The organism is Aquabacterium sp. (genome assembly GCF_044226965.1).
In the GTDB taxonomy this organism is placed as follows: domain Bacteria; phylum Pseudomonadota; class Gammaproteobacteria; order Burkholderiales; family Burkholderiaceae_C; genus Pseudaquabacterium.
Window position 1 is genome coordinate 37,830 of sequence record NZ_JBGAGA010000037.1, and the last position, 24,278, is coordinate 62,107.

The 24,278-nt window shown below is 71.6% G+C and carries 20 protein-coding genes; 14 read left to right on the forward strand and 6 right to left on the reverse strand.

What is annotated here, in order from left to right:
• Window positions 1–61: 61 nt before the first annotated feature.
• Both ACILR4_RS17095 and ACILR4_RS17100 read left to right on the forward strand, forming a co-directional pair.
• Complete coding sequence (locus ACILR4_RS17095) at window positions 62–667, forward strand: 2-hydroxychromene-2-carboxylate isomerase (protein WP_395702063.1); 606 nt, start codon at window positions 62–64, stop codon at window positions 665–667.
• A gap of 103 nt (window positions 668–770) precedes the next feature.
• Window positions 771–2,000 carry a methyltransferase gene (locus ACILR4_RS17100; protein ID WP_395702064.1) on the forward strand — a complete coding sequence of 410 codons (1,230 nt, stop codon included), beginning with the start codon at window positions 771–773 and terminating at the stop codon, window positions 1,998–2,000.
• On the opposite strand, the gene ACILR4_RS17105 is transcribed toward ACILR4_RS17100, so the two are convergent.
• Window positions 1,978–2,964, reverse strand: coding sequence for a GlxA family transcriptional regulator (locus ACILR4_RS17105; RefSeq protein ID WP_395702065.1), 987 nt, complete (start codon window positions 2,962–2,964; stop codon window positions 1,978–1,980). The genes ACILR4_RS17100 and ACILR4_RS17105 overlap by 23 nt on opposite strands.
• 109 nt (window positions 2,965–3,073) lie before the next feature.
• Between ACILR4_RS17105 and ACILR4_RS17110 the strand changes: the two genes are divergently transcribed.
• The 4 genes from ACILR4_RS17110 (at window position 3,074) to ACILR4_RS17125 (ending at window position 7,131) form a co-directional block, all read left to right on the forward strand.
• Window positions 3,074–3,544 (forward strand): nuclear transport factor 2 family protein, encoded by a 471-nt coding sequence (locus tag ACILR4_RS17110; RefSeq protein ID WP_395702066.1) that lies wholly within the window; start codon window positions 3,074–3,076, stop codon window positions 3,542–3,544.
• A 52-nt stretch (window positions 3,545–3,596) separates the two neighbouring features.
• Window positions 3,597–5,414, forward strand: a complete 1,818-nt coding sequence (locus tag ACILR4_RS17115) for a DUF885 domain-containing protein (RefSeq protein ID WP_395702067.1) — start codon at window positions 3,597–3,599, stop codon at window positions 5,412–5,414.
• Between the two features lie 5 nt (window positions 5,415–5,419).
• Window positions 5,420–5,995, forward strand: coding sequence for a DinB family protein (locus ACILR4_RS17120; RefSeq protein WP_395702068.1), 576 nt, complete (start codon window positions 5,420–5,422; stop codon window positions 5,993–5,995).
• A gap of 65 nt (window positions 5,996–6,060) precedes the next feature.
• Complete coding sequence (locus ACILR4_RS17125; protein WP_395702069.1) at window positions 6,061–7,131, forward strand: NADP-dependent oxidoreductase; 1,071 nt, start codon at window positions 6,061–6,063, stop codon at window positions 7,129–7,131.
• A 15-nt stretch (window positions 7,132–7,146) separates the two neighbouring features.
• On the opposite strand, the gene ACILR4_RS17130 is transcribed toward ACILR4_RS17125, so the two are convergent.
• On the reverse strand, window positions 7,147–9,813 hold the full coding sequence (locus ACILR4_RS17130; RefSeq protein WP_395702070.1) for a LuxR C-terminal-related transcriptional regulator: 2,667 nt from the start codon (window positions 9,811–9,813) through the stop codon (window positions 7,147–7,149).
• Window positions 9,814–9,884: 71 nt separating this feature from the next.
• On the opposite strand from ACILR4_RS17130, the gene ACILR4_RS17135 reads away from it, so the two are divergent.
• A complete protein-coding gene (locus ACILR4_RS17135; RefSeq protein WP_395702071.1) occupies window positions 9,885–10,820 on the forward strand; it encodes a DMT family transporter in 936 nt (311 codons plus the stop codon).
• A gap of 39 nt (window positions 10,821–10,859) precedes the next feature.
• Here ACILR4_RS17135 and ACILR4_RS17140 read toward each other — a convergent pair whose 3' ends face one another.
• The gene (locus ACILR4_RS17140) at window positions 10,860–11,435 is read right to left on the reverse strand and encodes a diheme cytochrome c-553 (RefSeq protein ID WP_395702072.1); all 576 of its coding nucleotides are present in this window, start codon (window positions 11,433–11,435) and stop codon (window positions 10,860–10,862) included.
• The gene (locus ACILR4_RS17145; protein ID WP_395702073.1) at window positions 11,432–12,505 is read right to left on the reverse strand and encodes a hypothetical protein; all 1,074 of its coding nucleotides are present in this window, start codon (window positions 12,503–12,505) and stop codon (window positions 11,432–11,434) included. The genes ACILR4_RS17140 and ACILR4_RS17145 overlap by 4 nt, the downstream gene beginning before the upstream one ends.
• A gap of 201 nt (window positions 12,506–12,706) precedes the next feature.
• Here ACILR4_RS17145 and ACILR4_RS17150 point away from each other — a divergent pair, with 201 nt between their 5' ends.
• Window positions 12,707–13,564, forward strand: coding sequence for an EF-hand domain-containing protein (locus ACILR4_RS17150; protein WP_395702074.1), 858 nt, complete (start codon window positions 12,707–12,709; stop codon window positions 13,562–13,564).
• Window positions 13,565–13,649: 85 nt separating this feature from the next.
• Here the strand turns inward: ACILR4_RS17150 and ACILR4_RS17155 are convergent, their stop codons facing one another.
• Entirely contained in the window at window positions 13,650–15,410 is a 1,761-nt protein-coding gene (locus tag ACILR4_RS17155) for a SulP family inorganic anion transporter (RefSeq protein WP_395702075.1), read from the reverse strand.
• 90 nt (window positions 15,411–15,500) lie between these two features.
• Here ACILR4_RS17155 and ACILR4_RS17160 point away from each other — a divergent pair, with 90 nt between their 5' ends.
• Complete coding sequence (locus ACILR4_RS17160) at window positions 15,501–16,082, forward strand: ferritin-like domain-containing protein (RefSeq protein ID WP_395702076.1); 582 nt, start codon at window positions 15,501–15,503, stop codon at window positions 16,080–16,082.
• Here ACILR4_RS17160 and ACILR4_RS17165 read toward each other — a convergent pair whose 3' ends face one another.
• The gene (locus ACILR4_RS17165; RefSeq protein ID WP_395702077.1) at window positions 16,083–17,240 is read right to left on the reverse strand and encodes an ABC transporter substrate-binding protein; all 1,158 of its coding nucleotides are present in this window, start codon (window positions 17,238–17,240) and stop codon (window positions 16,083–16,085) included. It abuts the gene before it with no gap.
• A 219-nt stretch (window positions 17,241–17,459) separates the two neighbouring features.
• On the opposite strand from ACILR4_RS17165, the gene ACILR4_RS17170 reads away from it, so the two are divergent.
• The 5 genes from ACILR4_RS17170 to ACILR4_RS17190 all read left to right on the forward strand — a co-directional run bounded on the left by ACILR4_RS17170 (window position 17,460) and on the right by ACILR4_RS17190 (window position 24,067).
• Window positions 17,460–19,040, forward strand: coding sequence for an ABC transporter substrate-binding protein (locus ACILR4_RS17170; protein ID WP_395702078.1), 1,581 nt, complete (start codon window positions 17,460–17,462; stop codon window positions 19,038–19,040).
• A 93-nt stretch (window positions 19,041–19,133) separates the two neighbouring features.
• Complete coding sequence (locus ACILR4_RS17175) at window positions 19,134–20,315, forward strand: isovaleryl-CoA dehydrogenase (protein WP_395702079.1); 1,182 nt, start codon at window positions 19,134–19,136, stop codon at window positions 20,313–20,315.
• Window positions 20,316–20,375: 60 nt separating this feature from the next.
• Window positions 20,376–21,056, forward strand: a complete 681-nt coding sequence (gene can, locus ACILR4_RS17180) for a carbonate dehydratase (protein ID WP_395702080.1) — start codon at window positions 20,376–20,378, stop codon at window positions 21,054–21,056.
• Window positions 21,057–21,080: 24 nt separating this feature from the next.
• Window positions 21,081–22,868 carry a bifunctional isocitrate dehydrogenase kinase/phosphatase gene (gene aceK, locus ACILR4_RS17185; RefSeq protein WP_395702081.1) on the forward strand — a complete coding sequence of 596 codons (1,788 nt, stop codon included), beginning with the start codon at window positions 21,081–21,083 and terminating at the stop codon, window positions 22,866–22,868.
• A gap of 20 nt (window positions 22,869–22,888) precedes the next feature.
• Window positions 22,889–24,067, forward strand: coding sequence for an acetyl-CoA C-acyltransferase (locus ACILR4_RS17190; protein ID WP_395702082.1), 1,179 nt, complete (start codon window positions 22,889–22,891; stop codon window positions 24,065–24,067).
• The last annotated feature ends 211 nt before the right edge of the window (window positions 24,068–24,278 follow it).

A 24,278-nucleotide genomic window follows, 5' to 3' on the forward strand; every position in this document is an offset into this window, starting at 1 on the left:
ACCAACGCGGTGCGCGGCGTTACCGATGGACACGCCGCGACGGCGCCGCTAGGGTCGGCCCATGCGTTCCCCGATCGACTTCTTCTTCGACTTCTCTTCGCCCTATTCCTACGTCGCCAACGAATGGATCGACGCGCTGGCCGCCCGCCATGGCCGCATGGTGCGGCGCCACGCCATCCTGCTGGGCGTCACCTTCCAGGCCGCGGAACTGAAGAGCCCGGTGGCCTATCCGCTCAAGCGCGAATACAGCCTGCGCGACTTCGCCCGCTCGGCGCGCCACGAGGGCGTGCCCTTCGTGATGCCCGAGCCCTTCCCGATCCCGACCCAGAACGCGGCCCGGGTGTTCTGGTGGCTGCACGACAGCCAGGGGGCCGACGCGGCCGCGCAGTGGACGCGCAGCGCCTTCCGCGCGTACTTCGTGCGCGGCGTGCCGCTGCATGAGCCGGCGGCCCTGAAGGCGCTGGCGGGTGAATCCGGTCTCGATGCCGACGCCGCCGAGCGCGCCTGGAACGACCCGCACTGGAAGGACCGGCTGCGCGCCGCGAACGAACAGGCCATTGCCGCTGGCGTGTTCGGCGCGCCCTTCTTCATCGTCGACGGCGAGCCCTTCTGGGGCAACGACCGCAAGCCGCAGATCGAACGCGTGCTGACCAGCGGGCCGTTCTGACCCCCAGCGGCACCGACAATGCCGCCATGATCGGCTCCCTGCTCACTTCGTTCGCTCCCCCCGCGGGGGGCTCAGTGCCCTACGGGCGGCCGGGCGGGCACTGATGAGCGCCCCCCCGCCCCCGCTGGACCAGGTCCACTGGACCGACGATGACGGCCAGCCGCAGCAGGCGCGCTGGCGCTCGCTGGCCGGCCACCCGCCGCCGGCGCGGCTGCAACTGGTGGGCGACGACCTCGATGCGGACACCGCCTACCGCCTGGCCAGCGAGGGCACGGGCCTGCTCTGGCTGGGCGACTACCACCTGGCGCGCCAGCTGCTGCAGGCGATGGCCCGCCGCTTCGACAGCCGCGCGCAGCGGGCCGCCGCCAGGCGCAGCCCGGCCCAGGCCGCCACCGCGGCGGCACCGGGCGCGGCCTTCCACCGCCACCGCCAGGCCCAGGCGCAGCGCGCCCGCGTGCTGGGCCTGCTGCTGCTGCCCTTCGACGCCGACCACGGCGTGCCGCTGCGCCGCGCGCCCGACGTGCGCCAGGCCGGGCTTGATGCCCACGGCCCGGTGGCCGAGCACTACGTGGCCTCGCTGCGCGAGCTGCATGGCCTGGTCGGCGCCTTCGAGTGGCGCAAGAAGGGCGTCGAGATCCCGGCGCTGAAGGGCCGCATCCATCCGCACCACGGCGTGTTCTCGCCGGTGCGTGGCGAGTACGTCGACCTGGTCGCGCAGGCGCCGCTGCCGGCCGCGGCGCGCCAGGCCGGCGCCTTCGACATCGGCACCGGCACCGGCGTGCTGGCCGCGCTGCTGGCGCGGCGTGGCCTCAAGCCGGTGACCGCCACCGACCTGGATCCGCGCGCGCTGGCCTGCGCGCGCGACAACCTGGCGCGCCTGGGCCTGGGCAAGGCCGTGAAGCTGCTGCAGGCCGACCTGTTCCCGCCCGGCCAGGCCGGGCTGATCGTCTGCAACCCGCCCTGGGTGCCGGCGCGTCCGAGCTCGCCGCTGGAGGCCGCGGTCTACGACCCCGACAGCCGCATGCTGCGCGGCTGGCTGGCCGGGCTGGCGGCGCACCTGGCGCCCGGTGGCGAGGGCTGGCTGATCCTGTCCGACCTGGCCGAGCACCTGGGCCTGCGCAGCCGCGACGAGCTGCTGGGCTGGATCGGCGCCGCCGGGCTGAAGGTGCTGGGCCGGCTCGACACCCGACCGGTGCACCGCAAGGCCGGCGACACCGACGACCCGCTGCATGCGGCGCGCGCGGCCGAGGTCACCTCGCTGTGGCGGCTGGCGGCCCAGCCGGTGAAGGCAGCCCCGCCGGTCAAGGCGGTCAAGGCGGTCGAGCCGGGCTGAACGTGCGCGAGCGCCGGCCGCGCGCCGCCGGGCTCTCGCCGGTGATGCGCTTGAAGGCCTTGGCGAAGGCCGCGCGGTCCTCGTAGCCGACGGCCCAGGCCACCGCCTCCACCGTCTGCTGCCCATCGGCCAGCTGGCCCTCGGCGGCGGCCACGCGCACGCGCTGCAGGTAGGCCATCGGCGTCATGCCGGTGGCCTGGCGGAAACGGCGCAGCAGGCTGCGCGGCGAGCAGTGCACCTGCTCGGCCATGCCGGCCAGGGTCAGCGGCTCGGCATAGCGGGCCTCGATCCACCGCTGCAAGCGGCCGATCGCGCCATCGTCGTGGTCCGGTGCCGGCAGCCGGGGCGCATGCCGGCTCTGCAGGCCGCGCGCATCGTCGAACACCAGCTGGTTGGCCACCTGGCGCGCCAGCGCATCGCCACCGGCCAGCCGCACCAGGTGCAGGCACAGGTCGACACCGGCATAGGCGCCGCCCGAGCAGGCCACCTCGCCATCGTGCGTGAGCATCTGGTCGATCATCAGCCGCGCGGCGGGATAGCGCTGGCGGAAGGCCTGCGCCAGCGACCAGTGCGTGGTGGCGCGCCGGCCGTCCAGCAGGCCGGCCTCGCCCAGCACGAAGGCCGCGCTGCAGATGCTGGCGAAGCGCGGCATCGCCGACCCGCCGCGGCGCGGGCGCCGGCTGCGCAGGAACTCGATCCACGGCGCCACCGACCGCAGCACCGCGGCCTCGGGCCGGCCGATGGCCGGCAGCAGCAGCAGGTCGGCGCGCTCGGCGGCCTCGATCGCGCCGTCCACCGCCAGCTGGCCCAGCGGCGAGGCGATGCCGCGGCCGTCGCTGCTCAGCCGCAGCAGCCGGCACAGCGGGCGCGGCGCGGCGGCATTGGCCGCGCGCAGCACGTCCAGCGCCATCGCCAGGCTGGAAGGCACGGTGCTGGGACCCAGCAGCAAGGCAATCGTGAGCATCGTGGGGCGGATTCCGGGTTGGCGCTATTGGACACGAAGTTGTCGATTTGGCCAACGCCGCGCCGAACCGGCGACCCCCACAATGCCGCATCCAACGAGGAGACTTGCGATGCACCCGAACGCCGAGCTGCTGACCCGCTTCTACAGCGCCTTCCAGCGCCGTGACGCCGAGGCCATGGCCGCCTGCTACCACCCCGAGGTGCGCTTCTCCGACCCGGTGTTCCCGGACCTGAAAGGCCGCGAGGCCGGCGACATGTGGCGCATGCTGACTAGCCGCGCCAAGGACTTCTCGCTGGTGTTCGACGGCATCGCGGCCGACGACACCCAGGGCCGCGCGCACTGGGTGGCCACCTACATCTTCAGCGGCACCGGGCGCCAGGTGGTCAATGACATCCAGGCCACTTTCAGCTTCCGCGACGGGCTGATCGCCGAGCACCACGACCACTTCGACCTCTACCGCTGGTCGCGCCAGGCGCTGGGCCTCAAGGGCCTGCTGCTGGGCTGGACACCGCTGGTGCGCAACGCGGTGCGCGCGCAGGCCGCCAAGGGGCTGGCGGCGTTCCGCCAAGGCGGGCGCTGAACCCGGCCCGCGGGCCTCGGCCGCGGCGCACGCGCTGCGCTAGAGTCTGCCGATGCTGCGAATCCTGAAGTGGGCCGGCGCGCTGCTGCTGGCCCTGCTGATCCTGGCCGGCGCGCTGCTGGCCCATACCTGGTACGCCAAGCCGCTGCGGCTGGACTGGTTCTACACCCGGCTGTTCGCCTCGTTCGCGCTGGACAAGCCCGAGCTGCTGTCCAGCCTGCGCATCCTGCCCGACTGGCTGGACTTCTACAGCAGCGACCTGGACGACGCCTCGCCCGCCGGCGAGGCGCGCGCCTTCGAGCTCGTGCGCCACGGCTACGAGACGCTGCAGCGCTACGACCGCAGCGGACTCGACCGCGAAGGCCAGCTGTCCTACGACGCGCTGAGCTGGTACCTGCGCATCCAGGTCGAGGGCGAGCCCTGGCGGCTGCACGACTTTCCAGTGAACCAGCAGTTCGGCGTGCAGGCCGACCTGCCGAACTTCATGCTCCAGGTGCACCAGGTCACTAACGCCCAAGAGGCGCGTGCCTACATCGCCCGACTGCGCAAGTTCGACACCAAGTTCAGCCAGCTGATCGAGAGCCTGAAGCTGCGCGAAAGCCGCGGCATCATCCCGCCGCGCTTCACCGTCGACCAGGTGCTGGCGCAGATGCAGGGCCTGGTCGCGCCAGCGACGACGGCACACCCGCTGTACACCCACCTGGCGGACACGCTGAAGGCCCTGCCGCCCGGCACTGTCGGCGAGGCCGAGCGCGAGCGCCTGCTGGCCGACGCCGCCGCGGCCATCGAACAGCAGGTGGTGCCGGCCTACCGCCGCCTGATCGCCTACATGACGGCGCTGCGCCCCAAGGCCGACGGCAACTACGGCGCCTGGCACCTGCCCGACGGCGAGCGCTACTACGCCTGGTGCATCCGCCAGCACACCACCACCGACATGACGCCGCAGCAGGCGCACGCGCTCGGCCTGGCCGAGGTGGCGCGCATCAGCGCGGAGATGGACGCCATCCTGCGTGCGCGCGGGCTGACCGAGGGCACCGTCGGCGCGCGCGTGCTCCAGCTCGCCACCGAGTCCGAGCAGCAGTTCCCGAACACGCCCGAGGGCCGGCGCGCGATGCTCGCGCGCTACCAGGCCATCCTCGACGAGGCCAATGGCAAGCTCGGCAGTGCGTTCGACGTGCGGCCGAAGCAGCCGATGGAAGTGAAGGCGGTGCCCGAGTTCGCGCAGGCCACCGCGCCGGCCGCTTACTACCAGAGCGGCGCCTTCGACGGCACGCGGCCCGGTGTGTTCTACGCCAACATGCGCGACACCACCGAGACGCCGAAGTTCAGCATGCGCACGCTGGCCTACCACGAGGGCATTCCGGGCCACCATTTCCAGATCGCCATCGCGCAGGAGCTGCAGGACGTGCCCTTCTTCCGCCGCGTGCTGCCCTTCACCGCCTTCGCCGAAGGCTGGGCCCTGTACGCCGAGCGCCTGGCCTGGGAAATGGGCTTCGAGGCCGACCCGCTGGACAACCTGGGCCGCCTGCGCGACGAGATGCTGCGCGCGGTGCGCCTGGTGGTCGACACCGGCATCCACGCCCAGCGCTGGACCCGCGAGCAGGCCATCCGCTACATGATGGACAACACCGGCATGGCCGAGGCCGACGTCACCACCGAGGTCGAACGCTACTTCGTCAACCCCGGCCAGGCGCTGGCCTACAAGGCCGGCATGCTGAAGATCCTGGCGCTGCGCGAGAAGGCGAAGCAGGCGCTGGGCGACAAGTTCGACCTCAAGCAGTTCCACAACGAGGTGCTGACCCACGGCGCGCTGCCGCTGGTGGTGCTGGAGCGCGTGGTGGACGACTGGATCGCACGGCGCAAGGGCTGACACCGATGAACGACCTGCTGAACTACCTGCGCATCCAGGTCCATGCCAACCGCCTGGCCAACCACCGGCTGCATGCGGCGATGGCGCCGCTGACGCAGGAGGAGTTGAACGCGCCGCGCACCAGCTTCTTCCCCAGCCTGATGGCCACGCTGCAGCACATCCTGGCGGTGGACGTGTACTACATCGCCGCGCTGTACGGCGAGGCCGACATGGTGGCGCAGTACGACGCGCTGCCGCAGCATGCCGAGCTCGCCACGCTGGCGCCGGCCCAGGCCGCCTGCGATGCGCGGCTGATCGACTTCTGCGAGGCGCTGGTGCCCGCCGGCCTGAACGGCGAGGTGCGCCTGCAGCGCCGCGACCATGTGCAGGTCGACCGCGTGCAGCATGTGCTGGCCCACCTGCTGAACCACCAGGTGCACCACCGCGGCCAGGTGCATGCGATGCTGGCCGGCACGCGCGTGGCGCCGCCGCAGCTGGACGAGTTCATGATGCCCAGCGAGGCCGCGCTGCGCTGCGCCGACATGGCGGCGCTGGGCTGGGACGAGGCCTTCGTCTACCGGCGCGGTACGTCGCCGGTGTGACTGTCGCGGCGCGGCCCGCGCGCCTAGCATCGGCGCCTCGGCATTCGCAGCCCCAGGAGACACCGATGACCACCGCCACGCTCGCTTCGCTCGTCAACCACCAGGTACGCCTGGCCGCCCGGCCGGTGGGCCTGCCGACGGCGCAGAACTGGCAGTTCACCGAGGAAGCGGTGGCCGAACCCGCCGACGGCGAGGTGCTGGTGCAGGTGCTGGCGCTGTCCCTGGACCCGGCGATGCGCGGCTGGATGAACGAGGGCAAGAGCTACATCCCGCCGGTGGAGCTGGGCGCGGTGATGCGCGCCGGCGGCATCGGCCGCGTCATCGCCTCGCGCAACCCGGCCTTCACGGTGGGCGACGTGGTCAGCGGCACGCCCGGCGTGCAGGACTACTGGCGCGTCAGCGCCGAGGGCGCCCAGCGTGGCGGGCTGGTCAAGATCGACCTGCGCCTGGGCACGGTCACGCAATGGCTCAACGTGCTGGGCATGCCCGGCATGACCGGCTACTTCGGCCTGATGGACGTGGGCCAGCCCAAGGCCGGCGAGACCGTGCTGGTCTCCGGCGCCGCCGGCGCGGTGGGGCAGACCGTGGGCCAGCTGGCCAAGGTCAAGGGCTGCCGCGTCGTCGGCATCGCCGGCGGCCAGGCCAAGTGCGACTGGGTGGTGAAGGAGTTGGGCTTCGACGCCTGCATCGACTACAAGGCCCGCGCGCCCGAAGGCGTGCAGCGCTGGGACGCGGTGCGCGAAGGCCTGAAGCAGCATTGCCCGAAGGGCGTGGACATCTACTTCGACAACGTCGGCGGCGACATCCTCGACGCCGCGCTCGCGCGCATCAACCGCAAGGCCCGCATCGTGATCTGCGGCGCGATCAGCCAATACAACAACACCGGCGCGATGCAGGGCCCGAAGAACTACATGTCGCTGCTGGTCAACCGCGCCCGCATGGAAGGCATGGTGGTGTTCGACTACGCCGACCGCTACCACCTGGCGGTGGCCGAGATGGCCGGCTACCTGAAGGACGGCCGCATGAAGAGCAAGGAAGACGTGGTCGAAGGCGGCGTGCGCGCGTTCCCGGACACGCTGCTGAAGCTGTTCAACGGCGAGAACTTCGGAAAACTGGTGCTGAAACTGGCCGACTGATCCTAACGGTCTATTTCAGCGGCCAGTGCCCGGCAGACCACCCTGCCCGGCCTGCGCCCGGTACCAGGCCGCGGCCTGGCCGCGCGAGGCGAGCGCGAGCTTGTCGAGGATGTTCGCGACATGGCGCTTGACCGTGTGCGGGCTCAGGTCCAGTGCGCGGGCGATGACCTTGTTGCTGGCGCCCTCGGCGATCTGCGCCAGCACTTCGGCCTCGCGCGGGGACAGGAACTCGTCGGGACTCTCCGGCGTGCCGGCGGCGGCGGGTGAGGCCACCGGCGCGGGGGCGGGCGCGCCACTGGCGGCATTGACCATCGCCGCCCAGCGGCCCAGCGTCGCCGCGTGGTGCGGCGCCAGCGCCGTGCCCCAGGCGGCCGTGGCCAACTGCTGCAGCGCCTCGGCCGCCAGCAGCGCGCCGCCGGGCGTGGCGTCCTGGCCGCCGAGCAGCGGCTTCAGCAGCGCGGCCGCCTCGGCCAGCGCGCGGCGCTGCACCAGCGCGGCGGCCAGGCGCACGCGCAGGTCCGCCGCCTGGCCCAGCAGGTCGATGTGCTCCTCGTGCTGCAGCGCGGCGCGCCATTGCGCGATGGCCTCGTCGGGCCGGCCCTCCAGCCAGGCCAGCGTGCCCAGCGCAGCGTCCCAGGGTCGCAGCCGCGGCGGGTCGGCATCGCGCAAGCCGGGCTGCAGCGCCAGCGCGCGCTGCGACCAGTCGCGCAGCGCCTGCGCATCGCCGCAGGCCGCGGCCACGCGGCCGGCAAAGAACAGCAGGTGCCAGAGGCCCCAGTCGCCATAACCCGCAGGATGCTCGGCCAGGCGGATGCGCAGCGCCGCCAGCGCGGCCTCGCGCTCGCCGCGCAGCGCGGCCAGCATCGCGCGCAGCGCCAGCGAATGGCTGCGCGCCACCACCTGGTGGCCGGTCCATTGCGCGTCGGCCTCGGCACGCTGCAGCAGCGCGGCGGCTTCGTCCAGCCGGCCCTGCCACAGCGCATGCCAGCCCTGCGTCAGCAGCGCCAGCGCGCGCAGCGCCCAGGGCCGGTCGCCGCCCACCGCCAGCGCACCGGTGGCCCAGCGCGCCAGGCCGGGGCCGATGCCGCGGCAGGCGGTCTGGCGCGGCGGCGGCACGGTGAAGAACCACACCTGCAGCGCGGGCCGGTCCTCCAGCGCCTGCACCAGCGATTCGAACAAGGGCGCCACCTGGTGCAGCGCGCCGCTTTCCATCGCGTGCCAGGTGCGCGCCAGGCGGTAGACGATGCGCGCCTCGCCGGCCAGCGGCTGGTCGGCCAGCGAGGCCAGCACCTCGCCGGCATCGTGCAGCCGGCCCAGGCCGATCAAGGTGATGATGCGGTGGCCGCGCGCCAGCAGGGCCGCGCCCAGGTCGCCGCGCGCGGCGAACAGCCGGTCGGCCGCGGCCAGGTGGCGTTCGGCCGCCTGCGCGTCCCACACGGTCCAGTTGGCCATGCCGGCCACCCGGTGCAGCTCGGGGCTCTGCTCGGCGAAGGCGGGCGGGAACTGCTCGCACAGGTTCAGCACCGTCTTCACGCCGCCCTGCGTGATCAGCCCGGTGCCCGCCTCCAGCAGCGCACGCGCGGCGGCCTCGTACTGGCCGGCCGCCAGCAGCAGCGACTGGCGCCGCACCGGGTCGTCTTCCACCGTCGCGGCGCGCGCCAGCAGCTGCGGCCAGGCCGCCGGCTGCTCGAGCTTCAGCCGGTGCTGCAGCGCGTCGCGGAAGAGGTCGTGCAGGCGCAGCGTCGACTGCGCCTCGTCGTCGACGACCGTGGCAAACAGCCCCAGGCGCTCGATCTCCTCGAGCCAGCGCGCGGCCTGCGCGTCGCCGCTGACGGCCTTCGCGCGCGGCGCGTCCAGGTCGTGCAGCACGCTGGTCTGCAGCAGGAACTGGCGCAGCCCGGGCTCGATGCGGCCCAGCACCTCGCTGGCCAGGAAGTCGAAGGCCTGGCGGTCGATGGCGCTGCCGGGCGAGCCGCCGCGCGCGCCGTTCAGCGCCAGCCGCAGGCCGGCGGCCCAGCCGGCGGTGCGCGCATGCAGCGCGTCGGCGGACGCCTCGTCCAGCGTACCGGCCACCAGCTGGCGCACCTCGTCGCGGCCGAACTTCAGCTGCGCCTCGCCGAAGTCCACCAGCTCGCCCGCCGCGCGCAGCCGGCCCAGGCGCAGCGGCGGCTCGTGGCGCGCGGCCAATGCCACGGTCCAGCGGGGGCTCATGCGCTGCAGCCAGCGGTCCAGGAAGCCCAGGCAGGCCGGGTCGCTGATGTGCTGCAGGTCGTCGATCACGATCACGCCGTGCGGCACCTCGCAGGCGTCGAGCGTGTTGACGATCTCGTCGGCCACGTCGTTGAGCGACTGGCCACCGGGCCGCGTGGCCGCGGCGATCAGCCCCTCGGGCGCGGTGCGCCAGGGCGGGTCGAAGGGTTCGAGCGCGGCGATCAGGCAGTCCAGCAGGCGGTGCAGGTCGTCGCCCTCGTCCAGCGAGATCCAGGCCCGCGCCACCGCCGCCGGCAGGCGTTCGAGCGCCTGGCCCAGCAGCGCCGACTTGCCGAAGCCCGCGGCCGCGCACACCAGCACCACGCGGTGGTGCTGCAGCGCGTCGGCCAGCGCCTGCTCGAGCGCCGGGCGCGCGAGCAGCAGGCCGCTGCGCGGCCGCGGCTGCTGGATCTTGGTGCGGGCGAAGGACATCGGCGGCGATGATAGGGGAAGGCCCCCGCGCCGCGTGCGGCGCGACGCGCCCCCTACACTCGCAGCCGCCCATGCCCACGCCCCCTGCCGTCCACCGCCTCGGTGGTGTCGCCTGCATCGTGCTGGCGCTGATCTGCTTCGGCGCGCTGGACACCACCTCGAAGGTGGCCGCCGCGCTGGCCCCGGTGGGGCTGGCGCTGTGGGTGCGCTACCTGGTGCAGACGCTGGCCACCGCCGCGATCCTGTGGCCGCGCCAGCGCCTGCAGCTGCTGCACAGCCGGCGCCCGCTGCTGCAGGGGCTGCGCGCCGTGCTGCTGGTCAGCTGCAACGGCATCGCTTTCGTCAGCCTGGCGCACATGCACGTGGGCGAGTTCTCTGCCATCGTGATGCTGACGCCGCTGCTGCTGACGGTGGTGGCTGCACGGGTACTGCGCGAGCCGGTGTCCTGGCTGCGCTGGGCCTGCCTGCTGGGCGGCTTCGGCGGCACGCTGCTGGTGCTGCGCCCCGGGCGCGAGCTGTTCCAGCCGGCGATGCTGCTGCCGCTGGTGCTGGTGCTGGCCAACACCGGCTTCCAGCTCGTGACCAGTGCGCTGGCCAAGGCCGATGCGCCGGGCACCATCCACTTCTATTCGGGCCTGGGCGGGCTGGCCCTCACCAGCCTCGGGCTGCCGCTGGCCTGGCAGGCGCTGCCCCTCGGCAGCTGGGGCGTGCTGCTGCTGATGGCCGCCTTCGGCGCCTGCGGCCACTTCCTGCTGATCATGGCCTACGCGCGCACGCCGGTGGCCATCCTCACGCCCTACCTCTACCTGCAGATCGGCTTCGGCGCGCTCGGCGGCTGGATCGTGTTCTCGCACGTGCCCGACGGGCCGGCGCTGGCCGGCATCGGGCTGATCTGCGTTTGCGGCGTCTACGGCACCTGGCTGACCGGGCGCGAGATCATCGCGCGGTCGCGGCAGGAAGCCGAGCAGTCCAGCATCGCCGCGATCGCCGGCGCCGACGAGCATTGAGCCGCGCCGGGCCAGGCCGCTGGCCGCGTTTTTCAGGCGTTACTTCTGCACCGGCGGCCGCGGCTCCGGCACGCGGTTGCTCACCGCCGGCACGGTGCGCAGGTAGGCGTAGATCGCCGCCAGGTCGCGGTCGTTGAAGTTGCGGTAGGCCGGGATCGGCATCGGCGGCAGCACCGGGCGGCCGCGGCCCAGGTGCCGGCCGGTGCGGATGGTCTGCTGGAAGTCGCGCAGCGACCAGGCGCCCAGGCCGGTCTGCGCGTCGGGCGTCAGGTTGGCGGTGAAGCTCACGCCCCAGGGGCCCGAGAAGGCGGTGTTGGTGGCCGAGGACACGGCCAGCCAGGGACCTTCGGGCAGCTGCGGCGCCGGCGGCATCTCCAGCTGCTGCGGGTGGCCCGACAGCGCGCGGCTCATGTCCGGCTCCGGGCCGTTCGGGCCCATCTTCATCGGCGTGTGGCAGTCGTGGCAGCCACCGGTGGTGACCAGGTACTGGCCGCGCGCCACCGTGGCGGCATCGGCCGCCGGCGGCGGCGCGGCATAGGTGTCGGTGGCGGCGATCAGCAGCGCGCCCAGCAGGGCGATCGGCATCACGGGCAGGGCGGGCAGGTTCGTCTTCATGGCGTGGTTTCCTTCGGGGTCACGAGGTCGTGCTGGATCCAGCGGGTCAGGAGGGCCAGGCCCTCGGCGTCGGGCACGCGCGTGCCCAGCGGTGGCATCTGCGCCTGCGGCTGGCGCGAGTGCATGCGTTGCAGCAGCGCGCTGGCCTCGGGCCGGCCGGGCAGCACCGGCGGCACGTCGGCTGGCGCGCCGGCCGGGCGCCAGCGCGCCGGTGTCAGCGTCAGGCTGCGCAGCACCTGCTGCGTGGCGGCCTCGGGCGCCGCCACGGTCTGGGCCAGGCGCAGTGCCACCGGCGCCGGTGCGCCGTCGGCGTTGTGGCAATGGCCGCAGTTGGCGTGCAGGTAGCCCAGCGCGGCGCGCTCGTCCGCGCTGGCCGCGGCGATGCGCGGCGGCGTGCGCATCAGCGCCGGCGGCAGGTGGCGCAGCCGGCCCTGCTGGACCAGGCGCGGCAGGTCGACATCCGATGCGGCCGGCGCCGTGCCCTGCACCGCGTTGGGATCGCGCTCGGGCGACAGCTGCAGCGCGCTGAAGCCCAGCACCGGTACCGCGGCGCTCTCGTGGCATGCCTTGCAGTCGTCGCGCGCCGGAATGTCGTAACGTCCATCGGGTGCGTCCTCGCGCGGCAGCGCGGCGATGCCTTCGGCCGGCGCCAGCGTGGCCTGCGTGCCGGCCGCGTTCCAGACATAGGTGGCGAACAGCCAGCGGCCATCGGCCCGGCGTTCGATGTAGCGGGTCTCGATGCGGCGCCCGCCGAACGCGAACTCCTTCCACAGCCGGGTGCCGGGCGGGAACTGCCAGGCGTCGGGCCGGGCGGCGTCGATGGCCCGGCCCGGCGGCAGCGCGATCCAGCGCCGCTTGCTCGCGCCGTCGGACCACAGCGGGTACTGCGGCGTGAACGACAGCAGGCCCGGCCGCGGCACGAAGCCGGCGCCCTCGGCGTACAGGCCGGTGTCGCGCAAATCCCGCGGCGGCTGCGGCTCGGCTGCCGCCACCGGCCGCACGCCGCCCGCGGCCAGCACGGTGGCGGCCGCCAGGGCGGCAAGGCGCAGCAGGGACAGGCGGGACAGCATGGCCGGCAGTCTCGGCCGCCGCGCCGGCGCCGGCATCGCCCATCGGAGCCACTGGCCGGGCCATGACGGGCCATGGCCCGTCGGTCGGGCCACGCCGTGGGCGGCGGCCGATGCGCTTTATGTCAGCCTCGATACACAGGCTCATGCAGGGGCAACAGTGGCGCGCCAGCATCCGGTCCGTCTGATCCTTCGGAGACCGCGATGCCCATGACCGCCCCCCGCGATGCCAGCGACAAGCCCACCGCGCACGATGCCACCAGCCACCCCGAACCCCAGGCCGCCGTGCTGGCGGTGGCGCAGGTGGTGGACGCAGCGTTCCAGCGCTTCGATGCCAATGCCGACGGCGTGATCACCGCGGACGAGCTGGTGGTCGAGGTCGACCCCAGCGGCCGCTTCCCGGACCTGGTGACACACCTGGCCGCCGCGCTGACGCTGGTGGATGGCGACGCCGATGGCGGCGTCGACAAGGATGAGCTGACGGCCGCGGTGCAGCAGGTGGACAGCAACGGCGACGGCACGGTGAGCCGCAGCGAGCTGAGCCAGGCGCGCCAGGACGACAGCCCGGTGACAGCGCTGCTCGACGCCCACCCGGTGCGCGGCGCGCCCGACGACGACCGGCACGACACCGAACCCGATGGCAAGCCGGTGAGCGCGCTGGTCGACCAGCTGTTCACGCTGGACAGCAATGGCGACAACCAGATCTCGCTGAGCGAGCTGCTGACGCTGGCCGACAACGCTGCGCTGGCGCCGGCACCGGCGGACGGCAGCAATGCCGCGACCACGCTGGTCATCGATGCCGGCCAGGCGCCAGCGCACGGCGGCCCGGGCGGCCCACCGATCGACTTCACCGCGCTGGTCACCGCGGTGTTCACCGCGATCGACACCAACCACGACGCCTTCCTCAGCCGCGACGAGGTGACGGTGGCCCTGAACGCGCTGGACACCAACCAGGACGGCCGGATCGACCATGCCGACGAGCCGCTGGCGAACTGGGACCAGCAGTCGATCGAGCTGATCGGCCTGCTGGTGCACGACCAGCTGCACGGCGACCACGGCTGAGACGGCGCCTCGGCCCGATCCGGGTTTCCCGGTCGGGCTGATCCCCTCGGGAGACCGGCCCGCGGGACCGCAGGGGCCGGTCGCTTCAGATCATCGGTGCCAGCGGCGCACCCGGCCGCTCGCCGCATTCCTCGAACAGCCGCACGCTGCAGCCGGCGCAGATGGCCGGGTCGAGCTTCGGCACGATGGCGGCGATGGCGCTGCGCTTGTCGGCGAACAGGTGGTCGGCGCCCAGGCGCTCGACGAAGCCGGTCGCCTCCCAGGTCGCCAGCACCGAGGGCCGCGGGCGGTGGAAGTACAGGTCGCCCCCCATGGCCCGGCGCTGTGCGCGCTCGTCGTCCCACAGGTCGGCGGCGGCCAGGTCGATGAAGTTCATGCTCTTGCTCATCACGAGCAGGTGGCGCTGCGGCTCGGGGTGCTTGCGCCACTGGCGCAGCTGGTCGGCCACGTGCGGCACCGCGCCGAACCACACCGAGCCTTCCATGCGCAGCAGCTTCAGCTGCGGGCACTCGGGCAGGCCCCGGGCGCCCACCTGTTCCAGCATCACGAAGGGCCGGCCCGGGCGCTGGCTGTCGAAGCCCATCGTGCGCATCGCCGGCCGCGCGCTGCGGTACAGATAGGCCACCAGCGACAGCATCACGCCGGCCAGCACGGCCATCTCCAGCCGCAGCACCAGCGTGGCCAGCATCGTCGCCAGCGCAATGCCGGCCTCGCGCCGGTCGCGCTGCCAGGTGCGGCGCCAGGTCGGCAGATCCATCAGCGAGCTGGCCGTCAGCAGCAGCAGCGCGCCCACGCCCGGCAGCGGAATCCAGGCCAGCAGCGGACTGGCGATGGCCACCAGCAGCAGCAGCCACAGCGCCGCGGCCACGCCGGCCAGCGGCGTGCGCGCGCCGGCCTCGATGTTGGGCATCGAGCGGTTCAGCGAACCGCAGGCGACGAAGCAGCCGGTCAGCGCGCCCACCACGTTGGCCAGGCCCTGGCCGCGGCACTCGCGGTTGGCGTCCAGCGGCTCGCCGGTGCGCGTGGCCAGCAGCTTGGCCAGCGTCATCGCCTGGCCGAGCGCGATGATGGTCAGCGCCAGCGCCATCGGCAGCAGCTGCGGCAGCAGCGCGAGGTCCAGCCCCGGCAGTTGCCAGTGCGGTGCGGCCGAGGGCGGCGTGCCCAGCCGCAGCGCGCCATGGCCCTGGTGCTCGAGCCAGGCGCCGAGCAGGCCGCCCGCCGCCAGCGCCAGCGGCATCGCCAGCCGCTGGCCGCCCATTTTGCGAACTATCAACACCAATCCCAGCGTCAGCCCGCCGACCGCCAGCGCGGGCCATTGCAGGCCCTGCTGCTGCAGCTGATGAATCGGTGTCTCGCGCCCCGCGGCGCCCAGCATCGCGGCCAGCGCATACCAGCCGATCAGCCAGGCCGCGCCGGTGGTGAAGCCCAGCATCACCGAGGGCGAGATGAAGTTGGCCAGCGTGCCCAGCCGCGCGAAGGCCAGCGCCAGCTGCATCAGGCCCACCAGCAGGGTGACGACGATCGTCAGCGTCACCAGCCGGGTGAGGTCGCCGGCGGCCAGCGGCAGCAGCATCGCCCCCAGCGCCAGCGCGGTGGCATTGCTGGGGCCGGACACCATGTAGCGGCTGGACCCCGCCAGCGCCGCCACCGCGCAGGGCAGCACCGCGGTGGCCAGGCCCATCGCCGGCGGCACGCCGACCAGCGCGGCGAACGCAATGCCCTGCGGCAGCACCAGCACCGCGCCCAGCAGCCCGGCGATGAGGTCGGCGCGCCAGCTGTCGGCATCGACTTCATGCACCCAGGGGCCGAACCAGCGGGCGGCCAGGTCTCTCAACGCAACGGGCATCGTGGCGCGGGATTGTAGGGATGCATCCACGGCGTGCGGCGGCGCGTAAGGCTGCTCGTGACCCCACCCCATCATCCTCAGGAGTTCCGCATGTCCACCCCCTTCGTCGTTCCGAACCGCCGCCTGTTCCTCTCGCGCTCGGGCCAGCTCACGCTGTCGGCCGCGGCCGTCGGCCTGCTGGCCGGCCAGTCGACCGGCGCGCTGGCGCAAGCGTCCGACGCCGCGCGCGATGTCGGCATCCTCAACGTCGCGCTCGGCCTCGAGCACGAGGCGATCAACGCCTACCAGCTGGGTGCCGGCAGCGGGCTGCTGCAGAAGCCGGTGCTCGACGTGGCGGTGCTGTTCCAGTCGCACCACAAGGCGCACCGCGACGCGCTGATCGCCACCATCGAGAAGATGGGCGGCCAGCCGGTGGCCGAGAAGCGCCTGGACGACTATGCCCAGGCACTGGGCGCGGCGTCGCTGAAGAACCAGGCCGACGTGCTGGCGCTGGCCGCGAAGCTCGAGTTGGGCGCGACCAACGCCTACCTGGGCGTGATCCCGGCCTTCAAGGAGAACAAGCTAGGCCAGGTGGCCGCGCGCCTGGCGGCCGACGAGACCATGCACTGGACCGCGCTGTCCAGCGCGCTGGGCCGCATGCTGCCGAGCGGCGCGCTGACCTTCGGCGCCTGATCAGCTGCGACGCCCGTCCGCGCCCAGCACCGCCAGTTCGACGAAGCGCGAAGCGACGAAAGGCCCGGCGCCGCTGAAGCCGAGGCTGTAGTCGCCCAGGTCGATGCGGCGCGCACTGGCCAGCGCCTGGCGCAGCTTGTCGCGCGTCAGGTCGCGGCCGGCGCGGCGCAGGCCTTCGATCATCACCTGCGCATTGACCCAGCCTTCGAAGCTGGAGCCGCCGATGCGCGCCTCCTCGCCGGCGGCCTTCATCGCCGCCTGGTAGGCGCGCACCGCGGCGATCTTCGGCTTGTCGGCGTCGGGGAAGACCTGCACCATCGCCATGCCCTGCGCGGCCTTGCCGAGCTTGGCCAGCTCCGAGCTGATGACCGAGACCGACAGCCCCGCCAGCGGCAGCACGCCACTCTGCGCGCGCAGCGCCAGCATCACCGCGGTGTTGGCGGTGCCGGTGGTGCCCAGCACCACCGCACCGGGCCGCGCCTCGGCCACCTGGCGCGCCACGTCCTTCGCGTTGCTGCCGTCCACCGCCAGCGCAAAGCTGCCGACGGCCTTGACGCCGCGGGCCTGCAGCGTGGCCTGCGCGTCGCGCAGCACCTCCTGGCCGTAGGGGTTGTCGAGGTAGACGATGGCGATGTCCTTCAGCCCCATCGTGACGATCTGGTCGACCAGGCGCACGGCCTCGTCGCGGTAGCTGGCGCGCACGAAGAACACCTGCTTCAGCTGCGGCTGGCGCAGCGAGGCCGCGCCGGTGACCGGCCCGACCAGCGGCACGCCGGCCGCCTCCACCAGCGGCAGCACCTTCGCGGTGTTGGCGGTGCCCATGGTCGAGATCAGCGCGAAGGCGGCATTGCGGTCGAGCAGCTTCTTGACGTTGTCGACCGTGCGCTCGGGCACGTAGGCATCGTCCAGCGTGATCAGGCGCAGCTCGCGGCCATTGACGCCGCCCGTGGCATTGGCGGCCTTGAAGGCGGCCAGGATGCCGGCGGTGTTGTCGCTGCCGGCGCCGCCCAGCGGACCGGTCAGCGCCAGGCTGCTGCCGAAGGTGACGTGGTTCGCACCCAGCCCCTCGTCGGCCGCCAGCGCCGGGGCCGTGGACAGCGCCAGCCCGCCACCGGCCAGGGTGCAGGCGAGCCTGTCGAGGAAGTGACGTCGTTGCATGGGCATGGGTCTCCGGGCAGCCGGCCTGAGGGCCGGTCGGTGGTGGTGGGGGGTGGGCGCTTCGGGCAGCGGGGTCGCAGCGTAAGCAGCGGCCGTTCGCCCGTGGGTCGCTTGGGCGACAGTTCGCGCCTCGCATCCCCGCGGGTCGCGCCAAAATGGTCACGCCCGGCCCGCTTTGCCGGTGTTCCACCGGGCGCCTTTGAACGGAGTCGCGTGCCCATGGCCATTGCCCGTTATTGCCTTCGCCTGCTGCTCGCGCTGTGCGCCTTCACGCTGCAGGCCGGCCCGCAGGCCGCCACGCTGCGCGTGGCCAGCGCCTTCGATCCGCAGACCATGGACCCGCATGCGCTGGCGCTGCTGTACCACTCGCGCATCGCGTTCCAGATCCACGACTGCCTGGTGAACCGCGACGAGCAGTTCAGGCTGGAACCGGCCCTGGCCGTGTCCTGGCAGAACACCGGTCCCACCACCTGGCGCTTCAAGCTGCGGCCCGGCGTGAAGTTCCACGACGGCACGCCCTTCACCGCCGACGACGCGGTGTTCTCGGTCGAGCGGGCGCTGGGCACCACCTCGCAGCGCTCGTTCAGCCTCAAGGGGCTGGCGGCGGTGAAGAAGGTCGACGATCTCACCATCGACTTCCAGCTCGAGGCGCCCGATGCCGTGTGGCCCGAGAAGCTGTGGCTGGTGGCGATGATGAGCAAGCGCTGGGCGCAGGCCCATGGCGTCGAGAAGGCGCAGGACTTCAACGGCAAGCAGGAGACGTTTGCCGTGCGCAATGCCAACGGCACCGGCCCCTACCGGCTGAAGAGCTACCAGCCCGACGTCAAGGTGGTGCTCGAGCGCTTTCCCGGCTACTGGGGCGCGGCCGACAAGCGCAACGGCAACGTCGACGAGGTCAGTTTCGTCGGCATCCGCAGCGACGCGACACGCCTGGCCGCGCTGGCCTCGGGCGAGATCGACCTGGTGCTCGATCCACCGTTCCAGGACGTGGCGCGGCTGAAGCAGGACCCCAAGCTCACGGTGCTGTCGACCACCGACCTCGGCACCCAGTACTTCACCTTCGACCAGGCGCGCGACGAGCTGATCCAGGGCGACGTGAAGGACCGCAACCCGTTCAAGGACAAGCGCGTGCGCCAGGCGGTGGCGCATGCGCTGAACATCGACCTGATCATCCAGAAGGTGCTGCGCGGCCAGGCCACGGCCAGTGGCTCGTTCATCTCGGACCGGGTCGACGGCTACACGCCCGACGCCGACAGGCGCCTGGCCTACGACCCGGCGAAATCGCGCGCGCTGCTGGCCGCGGCGGGTTACCCGAACGGCTTCGGGGTGACGCTGGACTGCGTCAACGTCGCCTACCGCGAGGCGGTGTGCCAGGCCGCCACCGCGATGCTGAACCAGGTCGGCATCCGCGCCAGCCTGCGCAGCACGGGCACGACGCAGTTCTTCCCCAAGCTCAGCCAGGCCACGGCGAGCTTCGTCGAGTTCGGCTGGACGCCGGCCGTGGACCCCTGGTCCACGCTGAACGCGCTGTTCCACACCTGGGACCCGCAGGGCGGCGGCAGCTTCAACGCCGGCCGCTACAGCAACCCGCAGCTGGACGCGCTGATCGACGCCATCCGCACCGAACCCGACCTCACCCGCCGCCGCGCGCGCGTGGGCGTGGTGCTGCGCCTGCTGCAGGACGACCTGCCCTACATCCCGCTGTACCACCGCATGCTGAGCTGGGCGATGGCCCGCAAGGTCAGCGCCGTGCAATGGCCCAACGACACGATGGAGCTGCGCTGGGTGAAGCTGCATTAGATCCCGTATGATTGACGTTGACGTAAACGTCAATTAGCCGACCCTGACACGCCCCCAACGCCCCCCAAAGCCCGTCACGCAAGGAGACACCCCATGAGCCACCTGCCCGGCCTCGACTTCCAGCTCGGCGAGGACATCGACGCGCTGCGCGACGCGGTGCGCAGCTTCGCCGAGGCCGAGATCGCGCCGCGCGCCGCCGAGATCGACCGCTCGGACCAGTTCCCGATGGACCTGTGGCGCAAGATGGGCGAGCTGGGCGTGCTGGGCATCACCGTGCCGGAAGCCTACGGCGGCGCCAACATGGGCTACCTGGCGCACATGGTGGCGATGGAGGAGATCAGCCGCGCCTCGGCCTCGGTGGGCCTTTCCTACGGCGCGCATTCCAACCTCTGCGTGAACCAGCTCAAGCGCAACGGCAGCGACGCGCAGAAGGCGAAGTACCTGCCCAAGCTGATCAGCGGCGAGCATGTCGGCGCGCTGGCGATGAGCGAGCCCGGCGCCGGCTCCGACGTCATCAGCATGAAGCTGAAGGCCGAGGACAAGGGCGGTTATTACCTGCTCAACGGCAACAAGATGTGGATCACCAACGGCCCCGATGCCGACACGCTGGTGGTCTATGCCAAGACCGATCCGCAGATGGGTGCGCGCGGCGTCACCGCCTTCATCATCGAGAAGGTCATGAAGGGCTTCTCCATTGCGCAGAAGCTCGACAAGCTGGGCATGCGCGGCTCGCACACCGGCGAGCTGGTGTTCCAGGACGTGGAGGTGCCGGCGGCCAACGTGCTGGGCAGCGTGGGCGGCGGCGCCAAGGTGCTGATGAGTGGGCTGGACTACGAGCGCGCGGTGCTCGCCGCCGGGCCCATCGGCATCATGCAGGCGGTGATGGACAACGTGGTGCCCTATGTGCACGAGCGCAAGCAGTTCGGCCAGAGCATCGGCGAATTCCAGCTGATCCAGGGCAAGCTGGCCGACATGTACACCGTGCTGCAGGCCGGGCGCGCGTTCTGCTACACGATCGGCAAGAACCTCGACAAGCTCGGCGCCGAGCACGTGCGCCAGGTGCGCAAGGACTGCGCCAGCGTCATCCTGTGGTGCGCCGAGAAGGCCACCTGGATGGCCGGCGAAGGCATCCAGGTCTTCGGCGGCAACGGTTACATCAACGAGTACCCGCTGGGCCGCCTGTGGCGCGATGCCAAGCTGTACGAGATCGGCGCCGGCACCAGCGAGATCCGCCGCATGCTGATCGGCCGCGAGCTGTTCGCCGAGACGATGTGAGCGTGAGGCCGGCCCCGTAAACTGTGCACTGCAGCAATTTCAACGAAAGCGGTGTGCGCGATGTCGGCCGACCTGCAGGAACTCTTCGAGAAGAACCGTCAGTGGGCCGCGGAAACCGAGGCGCGTGAACCCGGCTTCTTCACCCGGCTGCTGAACCAGCAGACACCGCAGTACCTGTGGATCGGCTGTGCCGACAGCCGCGTGCCGGCCAACGAGCTGGTCGACTTGCTGCCGGGCGAGCTGTTCGTGCATCGCAACGTCGCGAACCTGCTGGTGCACTCCGACCTCAACGCGCTGTCGGTGATCCAGTACGCGGTGGACGTGCTGCAGGTCTCGCATGTCATCGTCGTCGGCCACTCCAACTGCGGCGGCGTGCGCGCGGCGATGGAGAACCGCCGCGCCGGCCTGGTGGACAACTGGCTGCGCCATGTGCAGGACGTGCGCGACCTGCACGACGGCTTCCTGGCCGGGCTGCCCGAGCCGCTGCGCGTGAATGCGCTGGTCGAGCTGAACGTGCTGGAGCAGTCGCGCAACGTCTGCCACACCACGGTGGTCCACGATGCCTGGCAGCGCGGGCAGTCGGTGGTGGTGCACGGCTGGGTCTACGGCCTGCACAACGGCCTGCTCGAAGACCTGCGCATGACGGTGGGCAAGCCGCAGGACGTGGGCCTGGCCTACGACACCGCGCTGGCGCAGTTGAAGCAGCGCTGGCGCCAGCGTGCCACCGAGGTGGCGGCATGAGTGCGCGCGGGCCGAGGGGCTGACATGTTCCCGCATCGCCTGACCGACAGCCGCGCGTATGACATCGCCGCGGCGCTGCTGGACGGCTTCAACCGTCACTACCGGCTGTTCAGCGAGACCAACCGCGTCGCCAAGCAGCGCTTCGAGGAGGCCGACTGGCACGGCCAGCAGCGTGCGCAGCGCGAGCGCATCGAGTTCTACGACACGCGCGTGGACGAGGCGGTGGAACGGCTGCAGCGCGAGTTCGACACCCAGCAGCTCTCCGGCGACACCTGGCAGCAGGTGAAGCTGCACTACATCGGCCTGCTGACCAACCACCACCAGCCCGAGCTGGCCGAGACCTTCTTCAACTCGGTCACCACCAAGATCCTGCACCACCGCTACTTCCGCAACGACTTCCTGTTCGTGCGGCCGGCGGTGAGCACCGAGTACATCGAGAACGACGAGCCCGCCTCGCTGCCCACCTACCGCGCCTACTACCCCACACGCGACACGCTGCGCGACACCTTGCTGCGCATCGTCAACAACTTCCAGCTGAAGCGGGAGTTCGAGGACCTGGGCCGCGACATCGACCTGGTGATGGGGGCACTGCGCAAGCAGGTGGGCGTGAACGTGCGGCTGCGCGCGAACTTCCAGATCCAGGTGCTGTCCTCGCTGTTCTACCGCAACAAGGGCGCGTACCTGATCGGCAAGATCGTCAACGGCTTTGCCGAGACGCCGATGGCGCTGCCCATCCTGCACAACGACCGCGGCCAGCTGGTGATCGACACCGCGCTGTTCAGCGAGGACGACCTGCTGATGCTGTTCAGCTTCGCCCGCGCGTACTTCATGGTCGACATGGAGGTGCCCAGCGCCTACGTGCAGTTCCTGCGCAGCCTGATGCCGCGCAAGCCGCGCTCGGAGATCTACTCGGCGCTCGGCCTGCAGAAGCAGGGCAAGAACGCGTTCTACCGCGACTTCCTCTACCACCTGCGCCATTCGAGCGACAAGTTCGGCATCGCCCCCGGCATCAAGGGCATGGTGATGCTGGTGTTCGACCTGCCCTCGTTCCCCTACGTCTTCAAGGTCATCAAGGACTACTACCCGCCGCAGAAGGACACCTCGCGCGAGTTGATCAAGCGCAAGTACCTGCTGGTGAAAACCCACGATCGTGTCGGTCGCATGGCCGATACGCTGGAATACACGAGTGTCGCGTTCCCGCGCTCGCGCATCAGCGACGAACTGGTGGCCGAGCTGAAGGAGTTCTGCCCGAGCCAGGTCGAGGAAGACGGCGACGCGCTGATCATCAGGCACCTGTACATCGAACGCCGCATGATCCCGCTGAACATCTACCTGCAGGACGCGACGCGCGAGCAGATCGAGCATGCCGTGATCGAGTACGGCAACGCCATCAAGGACCTGGTGGCCGCCAACATCTTTCCGGGCGACATGCTGTGGAAGAACTTCGGCGTCACCCGCCACGGCAAGGTGGTGTTCTACGACTACGACGAGATCGAATACCTCACCGACTGCAACTTCCGCAAGGTGCCGACGCCGCGCAACGAGGAGGAAGAGATGTCCGGCGAGGTCTGGTATGCCGTCGGCCCGAAGGACGTGTTCCCGGAAACCTTTGCCCCGTTCCTGCTGGGCAATGCCTCGGTGCGCGACGTGTTCATGAAGCACCATGCCGACCTGCTGGACCCGGCGTTCTGGCAGGCGCACAAGGACCGCATCAAGGCCGGCCATGTGCACGATGTCTTCCCGTATGAAGCGCAGCGCCGCTTCATCCACCAGCGGCAGGTGATGCCTGCCATGACCCAAGCCACCGCTTGACCGACCCGAAGGAGCCCACCATGGCCGATCCCATCGTCATCGTTTCCGCCGCGCGCACGCCCATCGGCGGCCTGCTCGGCGACTTCGCCTCGCTGCAGGCCTGGGAGCTGGGCGCGGTGGCCATCAAGGCCGCGGTCGAGCGTGCCGGCGTGCCGGGCGACGCCATCGACGAGGTGCTGATGGGCAACTGCCTGATGGCCGGCCAGGGCCAGGCCCCGGCGCGCCAGGCCATGCGCCGCGCCGGCCTGCCCGACGCCACCGGCGCGGTGACGCTGAGCAAGATGTGCGGCTCCGGCATGCGCGCGATGATGTTCGCGCACGACATGCTGGCCGCCGGCTCGGCCACCGCGATGGTGGCCGGCGGCATGGAGAGCATGACCAACGCGCCGCACCTGATGTTCGCCCGCAAGGGCGTGAAGTACGGCGCCACGCAGCTGTACGACCACATGGCGCTGGACGGCCTGGAAGACGCCTACGAGCGCGGCAAGGCCATGGGCGTGTTCGCCGAGCAGTGCGTGGCCAAGTACGCCTTCAGCCGCGAGGCGCAGGACCAGTTCGCGATCGCCTCCACCCAGCGCAGCAAGGCCGCCAATGAAGACGGCAGCTTCGACTGGGAGATCGCGCCGGTCACGCTGCCGGGCAAGGCCGGCGACACGGTGGTCAAGTGGGACGAGCAGCCCTTCAAGGCCAAGCTCGACAAGATCCCGGGCCTGAAGCCCGCGTTCAAGAAGGACGGCACGATCACCGCCGCCACCTCGTCGAGCATCTCCGACGGCGCCGCCGCGCTGGTGCTGATGCGCGAATCCACCGCCAAGGCGCGCGGCCTGCAGCCGCTGGCGCGCATCGTCTCGCATGCGGTCCATGCGCAGGCGCCGGACTGGTTCACCACCGCGCCGGTGGGCGCCATCGACAAGGTGCTGAAGAAGGCCGGCTGGGACGCCAAGAGCGTGGGCCTGTGGGAGGTGAACGAGGCCTTTGCCGCGGTGACCATGGCTGCGATGACCGAGTTCAAGCTGCCGCACGAGATCGTCAACGTGCACGGCGGCGCGGTCGCGCTGGGCCACCCGATCGGCGCCTCCGGCGCGCGCATCGTCGTCACGCTGCTGGGCGCGCTGAAGAAGCGCAACCTCAAGCGCGGCGTCGCGGCGCTGTGCATCGGCGGCGGCGAGGCCACCGCGATGGCCGTCGAGCTGTACTGATCCTGCCCCGGAGACGCCTGCAGTGTCTCCGGGGCCTGTACACGCCAGGAAGCCTGTCAGACGGCCGCTCTCGGCCCGTTGCGGTCTTCAACAGGGCATGCAGGAAGCCGGCCTGCGGCGACCGAGCGCGCAACGCCCCAGTGGGCGGGCCGGGTTCCTCATGCGTCCCTAAATCGTCACCCGGCCCGCCCCCTGCGGCGTTGCCGGAGAC